The organism is Collinsella sp. CLA-ER-H10 (assembly GCF_040092475.1).
GTDB lineage: Bacteria > Actinomycetota > Coriobacteriia > Coriobacteriales > Coriobacteriaceae > Collinsella.
On record NZ_JBBNLM010000001.1, the window covers coordinates 89,576 to 103,509 of the forward strand.

Sequence of the window (13,934 nt, forward strand, 5' to 3'; positions counted from 1 at the left end):
GCCCGTATGCTGAGGAGGACTCTATGGCAACTGTTGCCGCACCTATCGATGCTACGTCGACTGCCGCTTGGAAGGCGCTCGAGGCTCATCAGGAGAAGCTCGAGGCCGAAGGTATCGACCTCAAGGCCTGGTTCGCTGCTGACGCCGACCGCGTGAACAAGCTGAGCTTTGACGCCGGTGACCTGCACTTCGATCTGTCGAAGAACCTGGTGACCGATGAGACCGTCAAGCTGCTGTGCGATCTTGCCCGCGAGGTGAAGCTCGAGGAGCGCCGCGACGCCATGTTCTCTGGCGAGCACATCAACACTACCGAGGACCGCGCTGTCCTGCACACCGCGCTGCGCCGCCCGGCAAGCGAGAAGGGCCAGCTCATCGTCGACGGCCAGGACGTCGTCGCCGACGTGCACGAGGTCCTCGACCGCATGTATGCCTTCGCCGAGCGCGTGCGCTCCGGTGAGTGGAAGGGCGTTACCGGCAAGAAGATCGAGCATCTGGTGTCCATCGGCATCGGCGGCTCCGACCTGGGCCCGGTCATGGCCTACGAGGCTCTGCGTCCCTATGCCGACGCCGGTATCGACTGCCGCTACATCTCCAACATCGACCCCAACGACCAGGCCGAGAAGCTCAAGGGCCTGGATCCCGAGACCACGCTCGTAATCATCGTCTCCAAGACCTTCACCACGCTCGAGACCCTCACCAACGCCCGCGAGGTCAAGACCTGGATGCTCGAGCAGCTCAAGGCTCAGGGCGCCATCGACGGCTCCGATGAGCAGAACGCCGAGGCCGTGGCAAAGCACTTCGTCGCCGTTTCCACCGCACTCGAGAAGGTCGAGGCCTTCGGTATCGACCCCGCCAACGCCTTCGGTTTCTGGAACTGGGTCGGTGGCCGCTATTCCGTTGACTCCGCCGTGGGCCTGTCGCTGATCGTCGTGCTCGGCCCCGAGCGCTTCCAGCAGTTCCTCGAGGGCTTCCACGCCATCGACGAGTACTTCTGCAACACCCCGCTCGAGAACAACGCCGTCGCGCTGATGGGCCTGCTCAATGTCTGGTACGTCAACTTCTTCGGTTCCAAGAGCCACGCCGTGCTGCCGTACTGCCAGTACCTGCACCGCTTCCCGGCCTACCTGCAGCAGCTCACCATGGAGTCCAACGGCAAGCATGTCCGCTGGGACGGCAGCGCCGTGACCTCCGACACCGGTGAGATCTTCTGGGGCGAGCCCGGCACCAACGGCCAGCATGCCTTCTATCAGCTGCTGCACCAGGGCACTGTGGTGGTTCCGGCCGACTTCATCGCCTTCGCCAATACCGCCAACCCTGCGACCGACGGCGGCCAGGATGTCCACGAGCTGTTCCTGGGCAACTTCCTGGCCCAGACCAAGGCGCTCGCCTTTGGTAAGACGGCCGATGAGGTTCGTGCCGAGGGCACGCCCGAGCAGATCGTCCCGGCCCGTTGCTTTGAGGGCAATCGCCCGACGACCTCGATCTTCGGCGACACGCTGACCCCGTTCGCACTCGGCGAGCTCATCGCCCTGTACGAGCACATCACGTTTGTCGAGGGCACGGTCTGGGGCATCGACTCCTACGACCAGTGGGGCGTCGAGCTGGGCAAGCAGCTTGCCAAGCAGATTACCCCGGCCTTCCACGATGACGCCGCCAAGGCCGAGCAGGACGCTTCGACCCAGGCGCTCATCGAGTTCTATCGCGCGCATCGCAAGTAGTCGCTGCTGTTAACGCATCGCGCCTTATAGTCAGGGGCCCGTATCCTATCGGATGCGGGCCCCTTTGCTTTGCCGTAGTCCCGGGGCGCACGGCCTTTGTGGAACATCGCTGGGGCGCCGCGCGCCGCGAGAACCCTGCGCCTAGATCTCGGCCTCCGCATGGTCTCGCTGCGCCTCGGGCAGCTCCCCGTAGAGCGGATGGTCTTCGAGCCTAAAGCGCTCGACCTGTTCGGGAGTGCGACCGCGCACAAAGAGCCACGAGCGATCGATCGGCGTCGCCATGAGCGTGCTGGGCAGCGCGTCGGCGCGGTCGGAAAACACCCGGGCACTCTCGGGATCCTGGAACGCCAGCACCAGATGCGTGTCGCAGTTGCCCATGATGGAGCGTGCGCGTGCCTCGCCATAGAGCGCATCGAGCTGGTTGGTCGACTGCAGCAGCAGCGTTGCCCAGATGTTGCGGCTTCGGATAATCGAGAGCACGTTGTCGATCTGGGGGATCTGCAGATTTGCGAAGTCATCGAGCATAAAGCGCACGGGCACGGGCAGGCTGCCGTCGGGCTGCCTATCGGCCTCACGAATGAGGCCCATAAACGCCTGCGAAATAAAGAGGCCGGTCAGCGGATCGAGATTGCGGTCAATATCGCTCACGGTTACAAACAGGACGCAGGGGGTGTGTCCCATGGAAGCGAAGTTCACCTGATGGCACTCACGATAGAGCTGTGCCGCACCGTCGAATCCCAGACACATGACCTTTTCGGCAAGGATGCCGACGATGCTCGCGTGCATGCGCTCGGCATTTTGCGTAATGGCGTAGCGCCGCCATAGCGAGAGGGCATAGCTTTGGGGGTCGGTCGTGATCAGGTCGTCAAACAATCGACCCGTGGCACCGTCCTGCAGGTGCTCGATCAGCTTGATGACCGAGCTGATCGTCTGCTCGTCGGCGGGTAGCTGTTCGGTGACGTAGGCGATAAGACACGACAGCAGGTTTGCCGCCGCATGATCCCAAAAAGGCTGGTTGTTGTCCTCGATGGGGCAGATGGCCTTTGCCACCGAGAGGATGTCCTGCTGGTTGGGCCTGCCGTCCGCCTTGCGGCGAATGTGCCTCAGGGGGTTGTAGCCGCAGCGCTCGATGCCGGGCGCAAGGGCCGGGACGGTGTTGAGGTCGGCGAAGTTGAGGCATTGCACGCGGTAACCGTGGGCTGCCAGCACGGGTCCCACTTCGCGACAGAGCGTGCCTTTGGTGTCGAGCACGATGTAGCTTGCGTTCATTTGCAGCAGGTTGGGCTTGAGGACGTTTCGGGTCTTGCCGGCTCCCGAGGGGCCGATCACAAGTGCGTTGTTGTTGAGTCCCGTTTGGCGGGTGTCGCAGGAGAGCGTTCGATCCTTGGCGAGGATGGTGGACGATGCGGACTCAGATGCGGCGAGGCGGCTGGCGAGGTTAGACATGGGCGACCTCCTTGGTGGTCGAGAGAATTTCGTGGGCAAAGCCGAGCTCGACGGCGCGCTCGGCCGAAAGGTAGGTGTCTTTTGCAGTGAGGGACTGGATGCGCTTGGGCGTGAGGCCGCTGCGGTCCGAGAGGATTTGCGTGAGGGTCTTGCGGGTCTGCATGAGACGCCGGCTGGTTTCCTGCAACGCAAGTGCCGAGCCGCCTGCCCCCTGGGGGATCAGCGGGTCATGAATCATGAGCTCTGCATGGGGCGCCATACGGCGATCGTCGCCGCCCATAAAGATCACGGCGCCCATGGACGCGGCGAATTCCAGGCAGACGGTGCGGATGGGGCACGATGCGAGGCGCATGGCGTCATAGATCGCAAGACCCGATCGCACGCTTCCGCCGGCGCTGGCGACAAATATGGTGATGGGGCGGCTGGGGTCGGTGGCATCGAGCAGACGAATCTGCTGGCATAGGTCGTGGGCCATCGGGGTTTCGATGTTTCCCATGACGGAGAGCTCGCGACGGGCGAGCATCTCATCGTAAATGCTGGTGAGCGTGATACCTCGGGCGGATTCACGCATGGTGAGGGGGCTGATGATGGGGGAATGATTGGTGTCCATGAGGACTCCTTTCTGTTGGTTGTGTTGTGGAATAGGATTGTTGCCCGCGGAGGGGCTGGCGGGCTACAGGGTTCGTCCGAGCCTGAGATCGAGCTCGGTTGTGGGGCAGGCTGCCTGTTCGTGCGGCTCGCAAGCGCCAAGGGCTCCAAAGCGATAGAGCGTTGCGGCGGGCGTGGTGTAGGCGAGCCGCAGCTGATGCTCGACAGGGGCACATCCGTCATTTTTGTAATGAGCCGCGTAGTACTGCGCGATGCTGGTGTTCATCTCGCTGCCATTGCGATGGCGCTCAAACTGGCGTCTGCAGGTCTCGATGATCTTTGCTACCGACTTGGGTGCCGTCGCGGGAACAAGGGCGAGATAGCCCTCAAATAGCTCGCTGATGCTCAGGAGGCACAGCAGGTCGATCAGCGTCCTTATGGCTGCTCCCTCGGCGGAAAAGTGCGCGGTCATGCGGTTATATCGGTTGCGGTCGACGATGGCCGCATGGGGTCTTGGAGTTTTCTGCCCCGTGGTCCCGGGCTTTTGCCGCGCCTGTGCATTGAGCTCGACGTTGCAGCGCTTGAGGCCGTCCAGCGGAAGGAACAGTGCGGTGCGCAGGGTGTTCCGCTTGCTTTCGAGTTCATGACGCTCGTCGGGTTCCCATTCGAGCTTGAGTTTCGTGTCGAGCGCCGTAAGCATATGGGCTAGGCAGCCTACGGTAAGAACGCACGAATCGTTGTCGCGTTTTGGGGCATAGGGGTCTGTCAGCTTGCGAATGTCGGGGTCGCCCATGATCTTTGCGCAGCGCTTCAGCAGTTGAGGGTGGTCGGCCAAGATCGTCGCGAGCGGTAGCGACGCGTAGTTCTTGATGGTCGCGGCGGCAAAGGCGGCGTCATATTCGTTTGCATATGCTCGCTCAATGCGGGCATCCAGAATGCTTTTCTTATCGCCGTCTTCTGCGTGGTGGTTTGTCATAGCTTCTCCAATCGGTTGATGTTCTTGCTGTTTGTTGATGTGTTGGTTGTCGTGAGTGATGTGCTTGCCGTGGGTGATGTGCTGACGTTGGGGTGCTATGCGGTTTTCAATGAGCCCGTGAGGCAGTTGCTGCAGGGGCGGGATGGAACGGCCCATGCAAGGCGGAAGGCATCGTGCTCAAAATCGAGACAGCAATGCCCTAGGTGCCTCACATGTGGCAGTTACCTCATTAAGTTGTCATTGCGTTTGGGGTTGTACTTTGCCGATCTTCTTTCTCTTACATGCTAAAAACTGAAACTTCATATGCTCGATCTACTTAAAACCGCAACGGCGGTCTTTTATCAATTTATATGTCGGAACGCGTCTTTGCAAGTACTTTTTTGCGTTTGTTTCAAATGGGGTGGTTTTGCAACCGTCACGCGCCACGCTATGCGAACGTGCCCCTTTTCTGTTGTCGGTCGGATACGATGAGTCGCGTGACGTCGTCAGAGGTCGAATTCGACCGCTAACGGCGTTGTGCAGCTCATCATTTCTGGTCGCAAACAGTAAAGGGGCATGAGGGTGTATTGAGGGGGGATGTCTTGCTGTCGGCATCCGCGTGCGGTGCCATTCGCTGTCTGTAAATATACGTTTACAGCTAATTTCATACCACTTGTCGGAATGCGGACGCTGTCCTTGTATGTCGGGCGTACATTGAACGTGGTTTTTCGCGTGAAACCACGAATCGGTTGTCAGTCCTGAACAAGGAGGCCCAGCATGACACTTGCCAAACCCATCAATAAATACATCGACTATATCGATGCCCCCGAGGACACGTTTGAGCAGTATGTCGAGAAGGCGTTAAAGTACAACTTTCGCTGCGTATTTGCGAACCTTCAGGAGTACGAGACGGGCCGCGCCATGCTCGAGGGCTCTGACATCATCCTTGCCGGCGCCATCGACTTTCCCCAGGGCACTATGACGCTTGAGGAGAAGCTTGCGAGGTTTGAGGAATACGCTGCGTGTGGCTTTACCGAGATTGACTACGTTTTGAATCAGGGGTCGATCGAGAACCGCGATTTTGATGCCATCGAGCGCGAGATGACTACCATTGCTGATTTTTGTCGCGCGCATGGCATCACTGACAAGGTAATCGTCGAGATGTGCAAGCTGGACGGCGACGACGCCGCCAAGCGCCGTGTATGCGAGATCGCGCTGGAGGCCAAGCCGGGATTCCTTAAGACATCGACCGGCAGAAGCTTTGGCGGTGCTAAGCTCGAGGACGTGCGGCTGATGCACGAGGTGCTCGGCGATGCCGTGGCAATCAAGGCGGCGGGCGGTATCCATAATTACGAAGAGGCTTGCGCATTCATCGAGGCCGGCGCCAGCGCGTTAGGCGCATCGGCGGGCATCGCGATCGTCGAGGGCGCACCGACGGATGAGCGTCGCTAGCAGACGTATTTGACCTGAGCGATAAAGCTTCACGACCACACGCCGTTCATGTTCGAGACAATATGACTTTTTGCCCGTTGTAAACGGAGTCGCAATGGGTGTTCTGTATGATGGCTCAGACAAGGTTGTTCAATGACAGGGAGGCATATATGGCAATCAAAGCCATCGCGATGGATATCGACGGTACGCTCACCAACGATCAGAAAGTGATTAGCCCGCGTACGCGCGAGAAGCTGCTCGCGGCGCAGGGGTCGGGCATTAAGCTCATCTTGGCTTCGGGCCGTCCCGCATGGGGACTGCACGCCTTGGCGCAGGAGCTCGACCTTCAAAACCATGACGGTCTGCTAGTTGCCTTTAACGGCGCGCATGTGGTCGACGCTCAGACCGACGAGGTGCTGTTCGATCAGGCTATGCCTGCCGACGAATTGCATCGCCTGATTGATCACCTGCGTAATTTTGACGTGATTCCTATGATTTCGCTCGGTCGTGATTTGCATGTCGAGGACTCGTACCATTGCATGATCACGCTGCCTGACGGCTCGCAGAAGAATATCGTCAAGTATGAGCGCGATGCGTGCGATCTTAAGATCCGCGAGGTGGAGAGCCTGCATGAGGTTGCTGATGCTTATCCCGTGGACAAGCTGCTGACGGCGGGCGATCCGGCCTACCTGCAGGCGCATTACGAGGAGATGTATGCGCCCTTTACCCAGACGCTTTCGGGCATGTTTACGGCCGACTGGTACTTTGAGTACACGGCGCCCGGTATCGACAAGGCCCGTGCGCTCGAGGGTGCCCTGCCCAAGCTCGGCATCGATGCCAGTGAGGTCGTATCGTTTGGCGACGGCCAGAACGACAAGTCCATGATTGAGTGGGCCGGCACCGGTATTGCCATGGGCAACGCCGTCGATGAGGTTAAGGCTGTAGCCCAGATGGTGACCGCCAATAACAACGAAGATGGTATTGCAGTGGCGCTGGATAAGCTGCTGGGCTAGAATCGCCGATAATGCATGGTTCGGGCGCCTGCTTACAGGCGCCCTTTTGTTAGGGAGGGTGCCGTGTCCGCATTTCCGTTCGACGCCGTTATCTTTGACATGGACGGCGTCATTGTCGATACCGAGTATTACTACTTGGGCGAGACTGCCGCGTTTGCCAAGGAGCTGGGGCTTAATCTGACTCAAGAGGAGTTGAATGGGCAGGTCGGTACCTCCCATCAGTTCTTCCTGCATATGCTGGTCGATTGGTTTGAGCGCGCCGGTAAGGGGCATTTCACTGGCGAGGAAGCGTTGGCCCGTTGGGACGAGTGGGCGCATAAGCGTCCGCGCGACTATCAGGCTTTGATTAACCCAGGCGCCGTGGATACGATTCGAGAGCTGCCGCGCCGTGGCGTTCGCGTGGCGCTTGCCAGCTCGTCTCCCATGGTTAGCATCGAGGAAGTGCTCAATGCGTGCGGGCTGTCGGATGCCTTTGAGTATGTGGTGAGCGGCGAGCAGTTTAAGGAGAGCAAGCCCGAGCCCGACATCTACCTGCATGCGCTGGACCTGCTGGGGCTGCCCGCGAATCGCTGCTGCTGCGTTGAGGATTCGGTGCCTGGCATCACCGCTGGCAAGCGAGCCGGCCTGACAGTTATTGCCAAGCGCGAGGAACGCTTTGGCTTTAGCCAGGATGCCGCGGACAAGATTATCGACCAGCTGCCGGAGCTGCTCACGCTTTCTTAGGAGCGCGGTAGTTGCGCGTTTTTCGGGTCTGATGAGTAAATAGCCAACATTTTGGTGCGACACCTAGCATACTTTAAGCTAATGCGGGCTTAAGGGCTTGTTGAATGCCCTTAAGCCCGTTTTAGAATTAATTGTGCTGGGAGAAGGTATATGCCACCGACTGAAGGGCTAACTGACGGTAAAGCAGCGATACCGCTGTACCAACAGGTCATTGATATCATTAAAAACGAAATCAACTCCGGCGCCTACAAGGCAGGCGCGCGGATACCCAACGAATTCGAATTGGCTGAGAGCTATAAAGTTGGCCGCGTTACCGTGCGACGCGCTATTGAGGAGCTCGTCCAGCAGGGCTATCTAACGAAGCGACAGGGGAAAGGCACGTTTGTCAATGCCCCCAAGCTCAAGCGCAAGATTCGCCAGAAGGATGACGTTCAGAGTTTTTCGGACGCATGCCGCGTTAACGGAATGGAACCGGGGGCGTGTGTCATTTCGAGAAAGATACTGCCGGCGGATTCCACCGAAGCACAGTTCTTTGGTGTTCCCGTTGGAACTGACTTGATTTGCGTTGAGCGCGTGCGCACTGCCGATGGAGTCCCCGTCATGCTCGAGAACAACATATACGTTTACGAGGACAACGCCTATCTATCAACGGCACCTCTATCTAACCAATCCATTTTTGAGTTCGTGCGTAACCGGACGGGCCGTACGCCCGCGTTTACCGACCCGTGCACACTCGAGATCGCGTGCGCGTCGCCCGAGGTCGCTCGGCTGTTGGCAGTTCCCGTTGGCGAACCCTTGTTTTATATGGAAGCCTTCTTTTTTGATGAGCAGCGGCGGCCGTTTATCATCGGTCGTCAGCGGATCGTTGGGTCTCGCTACGTTTTTGACATCTAGGACATTGCGAATGGAAGCGCCCGGTGGATCATCTCACCGGGCGTTTCCATACCGTTCACGGCGCAAACGCGACCGTTCAACCGCGTTGCGGCAATCAGTTTGAAATTATCTTGATGAAGGAAAAAGCTGCTGGTAATCTATGGGACGTCATAGAACGTTTGCATTGTGCAAACGTTGAAGCGAGATGCGATGCAGTCTCGAGTTCTTTGGAGGTATCTATGTCAGATACGAAGGCGAAGAAGACAAACAGACGTTTTAAGTTCAAATTACCGCATGTCTATACGATCATGTTCTTGCTGATCGTTGTCTTTGCGGTCCTGACTTGGATCGTTCCCTCTGGTCAGTATCAACGCAAGACGATTTCGACAGCGGCGGGCGAGCGTGAAGTCGCCGTTGCTGGAACCTATGAACAGGTCGATAAGAACTACACCGATTCCGAGACCGGCGAGACCATCAATCTGGGTCAGGATATCTTCGCGGTTCTGCAAGCGCCCACCAAGGGTATCCAAGAGGCTGCCGACGTCGTTGCGTTCGTCTTATTGATTGGCGGATCGTTCGCGATCATCACCAAGACCAACGCTTTGAATGCCGGCATGAGCCGTGTGATTAAAAAGCTCAAGAACAAGGACATCCTCATCATTCCCATCACGATGACGTTGCTGTCCATTTGTGGCACTACGTTTGGTATGTCTGAGGAAGCCCTGCCGTTCTATGCCATCTTCATTCCCATCATGATGGGTATCGGTTATGACTCGATGACGGCATTCATCATCTGCTTCCTTGGTCCTAACCTGGGATATTGTGCTTCGACCATCGACCCGTTTAATGTTTTGATCGCCCAAGGCATCATTGGCATCGAGGGTAATCCGCAACTGTGGCTGCGTGCCGTTTCTTGGGTCATCTTCACTGCCGTCGGTATCGCATGGGCCATGCGCTACGCCATGCGCGTCAAGAAAAACCCCGAGTCGTCCATTGTGTACGAGGACGATAAGCTCAAGCGTATTGAATTTTCCGTGACCGATGCCTCCATCGAGGAAGAGTTCACTATCCGTCAGAAGCTCGTGCTTATCGATTTTGCTTGCGGTATGGGCATTATCGTCTGGGGTCTTGTTACCCAGGGCTGGTACATGAATCAGATTTCCGCCGTGTTCCTTGGCATGGGCTTGCTTGCCGGTATCCTGGGCGGCCTTGACCAGCAGACGATCGCAGAGGAGTTCGTTAAGGGTCTCGCCGACTTTGCGTACGCTGCCGTCGTTATCGGTATCGCTCGCGGTATTCTGGTCATCGCCGAGGGCGGCATGATCATTGACACCATCCTCCAGGCGCTCGCTACCGCGCTCGCCGGTGCACCCGCCGCCGTCTACACCACGTTTATGTATGTCGTCCTTGGTCTGCTCTCTTTGCTGGTTCCCTCGAGTTCTGGCCTGGCGGCGCTCACCATGCCCGTTATGGGCCCCCTGACCGAGCTCATGGGCCTCAATCCCGAGGCGGCCGTCACCGCGCTCCAGTTTGCCAACCAGACCATCAACACCATCAGCCCCGTGGCGGGCATGACGGTCGCCGGCCTTGCCGTGGCTAAGATTTCGTTTGGCCAATGGTGGAAGACCATTTGGAAGTTCTTCATCTTCATGGTCGTGTTTGGCTTGGTCATTACTGCCATTTCCGGCATGCTTCCGGCGTAGGTGGTTGTGATGTCCGATCGTTTGACGGTCCTGACGTCTAAGAGCGTCTTTACCGGTACGGGGGACCTGCCGTTTGAAGGTTTCGTAGCGGTCCGTGGCAATCGAATTGAGGCTGTTGGCACCAAGTGTGAGGTAGCTTCGTATTTGACCCAGGCGGACGAGGTAGTTGACCTGGGCGACCGCACTGTCATGCCTGGCCTGATCGATGTGCATACCTTCTATACAGGTTGGGCGCTGCGGACGTTGGGGTCCGATCTGTCCGGCATCGCCGATGCCAAAGAGGCCGTGTCGCTCTTGCGTGCATGGAAAGAAGGTCATCCGGATTGCGCGGCGGCTTTTGGCCACAACCTACCCGAAACGTTGGCATCGGATGCCGAGAACGCAAATACAGCAGCTGTGTTTGACGAGTGTTTTGGCGATATCCCTGTCGTCTGCTTTACGCCGGGCGCGGAGACCTGCGTTCTCAATGCTGCCGCCAGTGCGCGATATGGCTTTACACCCCAGGCGTGCTATGCCGAGAAGATCTGGCGCATGATGAGCGATTTCCTTGCGCTGCCCGAGGTGCGTGCCGGGTATTCGGACTACATGAGCATGCTTAACGAGCGCGGCGTTACCGCCATCAAGGAAATGGCGTTTGATGACTACTACGGCTTTGCCGACGAAATGGCTCGCCGTGAGGAATCTGGTGAGCTGACGGTTCGCGTCTCTATGATGTCGCAGCCGGTGGGCGCCGGTGCAAATCTGGCATATGCCCGCGAGGCGCGAGAGCGCTTCCGGGGACCGTTCGTTCGTTTTTCTGGCTTCAACCGTATGACCGATCGCGGCGTATGGGCGGGGCTTGCCGAGATGATTGACCTCTATGAGGACACGGCCGATGCGGGCGCTGCCGGCAAGACGGTCGTCGAGGAGCCAGAGTGGGATCTGATTGAGAGCGAGCTGCGTGCAATTGATGCTGACGGCTTCCGATATTCCTTGCATTGCCAGGGCGATGGCGCCGTTCGTCGCACCGTGGCGCTCTATGCCTCGCTGCCTCGAGACGAGCATGGACGGATGCTTCGCCGCCATGCGATTACCGATCTCGAGAACTCTGACCCGACCGATCTTGTCGAGTTTGGCAAGTTAGGTGGAATTTGCGAGGTCTATCCGCAGATTCTAACGCTGGACCGGCGCGAGGATTGCCTATCGATGATGCGTCGACAAATTGGCGAGACGCGACTTTTGCACAGCTGGAATCGCCGCGGCATGGAAGATTCCGGATGCACAGTGTGCTGTGGAACGGATTTGCCGCTGCTGATTCCGAGCCTGGGCGAGTCAATCTACAGCGCGTGCGGCGGATTCTTCGCCGACGGACTGCCTGTGAATGAGGTCAACACGCTGACGCTTGTCGAGCTCTTGCGCGCTTGGACTGCCGGGGGCGCGTACGATCTGATGCGCGAAGACGAGCTGGGTACGCTCGAGGTCGGCAAGCTTGCCGATATCTGCGTGCTCGATCGGGATGTGTTTGACCTCGATTATCGCGACGCACGCGATCTTGCGGTTGATATGACGATGTCGGACGGACAAATCGTGTTCGATCGAAATAAGGAGGCATAAGATGTCTGAATCCAAACCGACGCTGCGTCGCGAGCAGATTGCGGGCATGAATATCCACTACATCATGTGGTCGCTCGATTACTTCCTTGATGTGCAGCAGCGCTTGGGCTTTGAGTCCATTGAGCTGTGGTGTGCAGAGCCGCATGTGACGCTCGACCATACGGGCTACTTTGAGGCTGAGGTCCTGGCGAAAAAGGCTGCAGACCGTGGGCTTAGGTATCGTACTCTGTGCCCCGAGAATGTTGTCTATCCTTGGCAGTACTGCGCACGCAAGCCGCTGCATGAACAGCGCAGCCTGGCGTACTTTAAACACGGCATTGAACTTGCCGAGGTACTTGGGTGCGACCGTATGTCCATCAACTCGGGCTGGGGCGACTGGGACGAGGACCGCGAGGAAGCCTGGAAGCGCAGCCGCGAGCACTTGTCCATTCTGGCGGAGTATGCCGGCGAGCACGGTCTGGTGCTTACGATGGAAAGCCTGCGTCCCGAGGAGAGCAACCTTGTGACGACGGTTTCCGATGCGAAGCGCATGATTGACGAGGTCGCGAGCCCGTACTTACAGCCCATGGTTGATACAACCGCGATGGGCGTCGCAGGCGAGACGCTCGAGGACTGGTTTGCCGCCTTTGGCGATGGGGCAATTCACGAGATGCACTTTATCGACGGTGACCCGTATGGCCATCTGGTGTGGGGCGATGGCAAGCACGATATGGACGCCTTCGTCGCCACGCTCAACGCCCATGGTTTCGACGGCATGTTGGGCCAGGAAATCACGGACGGTCGTTACTACGATGACCCGGCGGCCGCAGATGCCAAGAACATGGCCGCATTCGAGAAATATCTGATTGACTAAAACAACCATCGGCCACGCAACCAACGTCATTGATTGCGGGCCAAACAAGAAAGGAACTGGATATGAACGCACACGATCTGATTAAAGAGGCAATTGCCGAGAAGGGCAAGTTCGACAGCGTCTACTGGATTGCTTGCGGTGGCTCCATGATCGATTTGATCCCGGCTCATGAGCTTCTGCAGCGCGAGGCTACCACCTTCACTTCGTATATCTATACCGCGCGTGAATTCGACATTATGCGTCCACGTCGTCTGGGCGAGAAGTCCCTGGTCATCGCTTGCAGCCACAGCGGCAATACCCCCGAGGTCGTCGAGGGCTGCGAGATTGCCCTTGCTGCTGGCGCTACGGTGATCGCCCAGACCGACAACGCTGGATCCAAGATTGACTCCGGCAAGTGGACCACGTGGGTCTACCCATGGGGCGAGGGCGTGCCGCAGGCCGAGGTCCCCGCTGGCATTTCGCTGTCGCTTGCGGCAGAGCTGCTCGATCAGCAGGAGGGCTACGCCGATCTTGCCGATATGTATGCCGGTATCGCCGAGATGGATAAGATTCTTCCCCCGGCACGCGAGAAGGTAAATGCCGAGCTGGGCGATCGCTTTGCCAAGCTTTGCCAGGAGCACGAGTTCTTCTATATTCTGGGCAGCGGTCCCAACTTTAGCCAGACCTACGGTTTCGCTATCTGCTCTCTTATGGAGATGCAGTGGCAGCACTGCAGCTACATTCACTCTGCCGAGTACTTCCATGGCCCCTTCGAGGCTACTCAGGATGGCGTTTTTTACTTCCTGCAGATGGGCTCCAGCGAGTGCCGTGCTATGGACGAGCGCGCCCTGGCGTTCCTTAAGACGCATACCGATACGCTGATGGTGCTCGATGCCAAGGAGTACGGTATGGAAGCCGTGCCGGCGAGCGTCCGTGCCTATCTGGACCCGGTGCTGTTCTACGCCATGAACTGCGAGCTGCGTGCAGCACGCGGCAAGGTGTTTGATCACGATCCCGATTTCCGTCGCTATATGGGTGTTGTCGAGTACTAGAAGGGGC

At 58.2% G+C, this 13,934-nt stretch carries 12 protein-coding genes; 9 read left to right on the forward strand and 3 right to left on the reverse strand.

The genetic code is table 11. The features are described 5' to 3' along the window. Window positions 1-23 precede the first annotated feature (23 nt). Window positions 24-1,718 (forward strand): glucose-6-phosphate isomerase, encoded by a 1,695-nt coding sequence (gene pgi / locus AAAX36_RS00435; protein ID WP_035138859.1) that lies wholly within the window; start codon window positions 24-26, stop codon window positions 1,716-1,718. 141 nt (window positions 1,719-1,859) lie between these two features. Here pgi and AAAX36_RS00440 read toward each other — a convergent pair whose 3' ends face one another. The 3 genes from AAAX36_RS00440 to AAAX36_RS00450 form a co-directional block, all read right to left on the reverse strand. Further along, a complete protein-coding gene (locus AAAX36_RS00440; RefSeq protein ID WP_195245739.1) occupies window positions 1,860-3,164 on the reverse strand; it encodes a VirD4-like conjugal transfer protein, CD1115 family in 1,305 nt (434 codons plus the stop codon). After that, window positions 3,157-3,774, reverse strand: coding sequence for an ATP-dependent Clp protease proteolytic subunit (locus AAAX36_RS00445; RefSeq protein ID WP_022094432.1), 618 nt, complete (start codon window positions 3,772-3,774; stop codon window positions 3,157-3,159). The genes AAAX36_RS00440 and AAAX36_RS00445 overlap by 8 nt, the downstream gene beginning before the upstream one ends. A 63-nt stretch (window positions 3,775-3,837) precedes the next feature. Beyond that, a complete protein-coding gene (locus tag AAAX36_RS00450; protein ID WP_349073670.1) occupies window positions 3,838-4,728 on the reverse strand; it encodes a hypothetical protein in 891 nt (296 codons plus the stop codon). Between the two features lie 756 nt (window positions 4,729-5,484). Here AAAX36_RS00450 and deoC point away from each other — a divergent pair. The 8 genes from deoC to AAAX36_RS00490 all read left to right on the forward strand — a co-directional run bounded on the left by deoC (window position 5,485) and on the right by AAAX36_RS00490 (window position 13,927). Continuing rightward, window positions 5,485-6,159 carry a deoxyribose-phosphate aldolase gene (deoC, locus tag AAAX36_RS00455; protein ID WP_022094433.1) on the forward strand — a complete coding sequence of 225 codons (675 nt, stop codon included), beginning with the start codon at window positions 5,485-5,487 and terminating at the stop codon, window positions 6,157-6,159. 149 nt (window positions 6,160-6,308) lie between these two features. Continuing rightward, window positions 6,309-7,151, forward strand: a complete 843-nt coding sequence (locus tag AAAX36_RS00460) for a Cof-type HAD-IIB family hydrolase (RefSeq protein ID WP_349073671.1) — start codon at window positions 6,309-6,311, stop codon at window positions 7,149-7,151. A 63-nt stretch (window positions 7,152-7,214) separates the two neighbouring features. After that, window positions 7,215-7,874, forward strand: coding sequence for an HAD family phosphatase (locus AAAX36_RS00465; RefSeq protein WP_308196326.1), 660 nt, complete (start codon window positions 7,215-7,217; stop codon window positions 7,872-7,874). A gap of 150 nt (window positions 7,875-8,024) precedes the next feature. Next, window positions 8,025-8,768 carry a GntR family transcriptional regulator gene (locus tag AAAX36_RS00470; protein WP_035138851.1) on the forward strand — a complete coding sequence of 248 codons (744 nt, stop codon included), beginning with the start codon at window positions 8,025-8,027 and terminating at the stop codon, window positions 8,766-8,768. A gap of 218 nt (window positions 8,769-8,986) precedes the next feature. Further along, a complete protein-coding gene (locus AAAX36_RS00475) occupies window positions 8,987-10,450 on the forward strand; it encodes a TRAP transporter large permease subunit (protein ID WP_117745873.1) in 1,464 nt (487 codons plus the stop codon). A 9-nt stretch (window positions 10,451-10,459) separates the two neighbouring features. Next, window positions 10,460-12,043, forward strand: coding sequence for an amidohydrolase family protein (locus AAAX36_RS00480; RefSeq protein WP_349073672.1), 1,584 nt, complete (start codon window positions 10,460-10,462; stop codon window positions 12,041-12,043). Window position 12,044: 1 nt separating this feature from the next. After that, window positions 12,045-12,896: a sugar phosphate isomerase/epimerase family protein gene (locus AAAX36_RS00485; RefSeq protein ID WP_117745875.1), complete on the forward strand. Its 852-nt coding sequence runs from the start codon at window positions 12,045-12,047 to the stop codon at window positions 12,894-12,896. 62 nt (window positions 12,897-12,958) lie between these two features. Then, entirely contained in the window at window positions 12,959-13,927 is a 969-nt protein-coding gene (locus tag AAAX36_RS00490; RefSeq protein WP_022094440.1) for an SIS domain-containing protein, read from the forward strand. Window positions 13,928-13,934: the final 7 nt, after the last annotated feature.

What these genes read in the sequence shown, in the direction of transcription:
- pgi (WP_035138859.1), top strand. Translation starts at nt 24, where the DNA reads ATGGCAACTGTTGCCGCACCTATCGATGCTACGTCGACTGCCGCTTGG.
- AAAX36_RS00440 (WP_195245739.1), bottom strand. Translation starts at nt 3,164, where the DNA reads ATGTCTAACCTCGCCAGCCGCCTCGCCGCATCTGAGTCCGCATCGTCC.
- AAAX36_RS00445 (WP_022094432.1), bottom strand. Translation starts at nt 3,774, where the DNA reads ATGGACACCAATCATTCCCCCATCATCAGCCCCCTCACCATGCGTGAA.
- AAAX36_RS00450 (WP_349073670.1), bottom strand. Translation starts at nt 4,728, where the DNA reads ATGACAAACCACCACGCAGAAGACGGCGATAAGAAAAGCATTCTGGAT.
- deoC (WP_022094433.1), top strand. Translation starts at nt 5,485, where the DNA reads ATGACACTTGCCAAACCCATCAATAAATACATCGACTATATCGATGCC.
- AAAX36_RS00460 (WP_349073671.1), top strand. Translation starts at nt 6,309, where the DNA reads ATGGCAATCAAAGCCATCGCGATGGATATCGACGGTACGCTCACCAAC.
- AAAX36_RS00470 (WP_035138851.1), top strand. Translation starts at nt 8,025, where the DNA reads ATGCCACCGACTGAAGGGCTAACTGACGGTAAAGCAGCGATACCGCTG.
- AAAX36_RS00475 (WP_117745873.1), top strand. Translation starts at nt 8,987, where the DNA reads ATGTCAGATACGAAGGCGAAGAAGACAAACAGACGTTTTAAGTTCAAA.
- AAAX36_RS00480 (WP_349073672.1), top strand. Translation starts at nt 10,460, where the DNA reads ATGTCCGATCGTTTGACGGTCCTGACGTCTAAGAGCGTCTTTACCGGT.
- AAAX36_RS00485 (WP_117745875.1), top strand. Translation starts at nt 12,045, where the DNA reads ATGTCTGAATCCAAACCGACGCTGCGTCGCGAGCAGATTGCGGGCATG.
- AAAX36_RS00490 (WP_022094440.1), top strand. Translation starts at nt 12,959, where the DNA reads ATGAACGCACACGATCTGATTAAAGAGGCAATTGCCGAGAAGGGCAAG.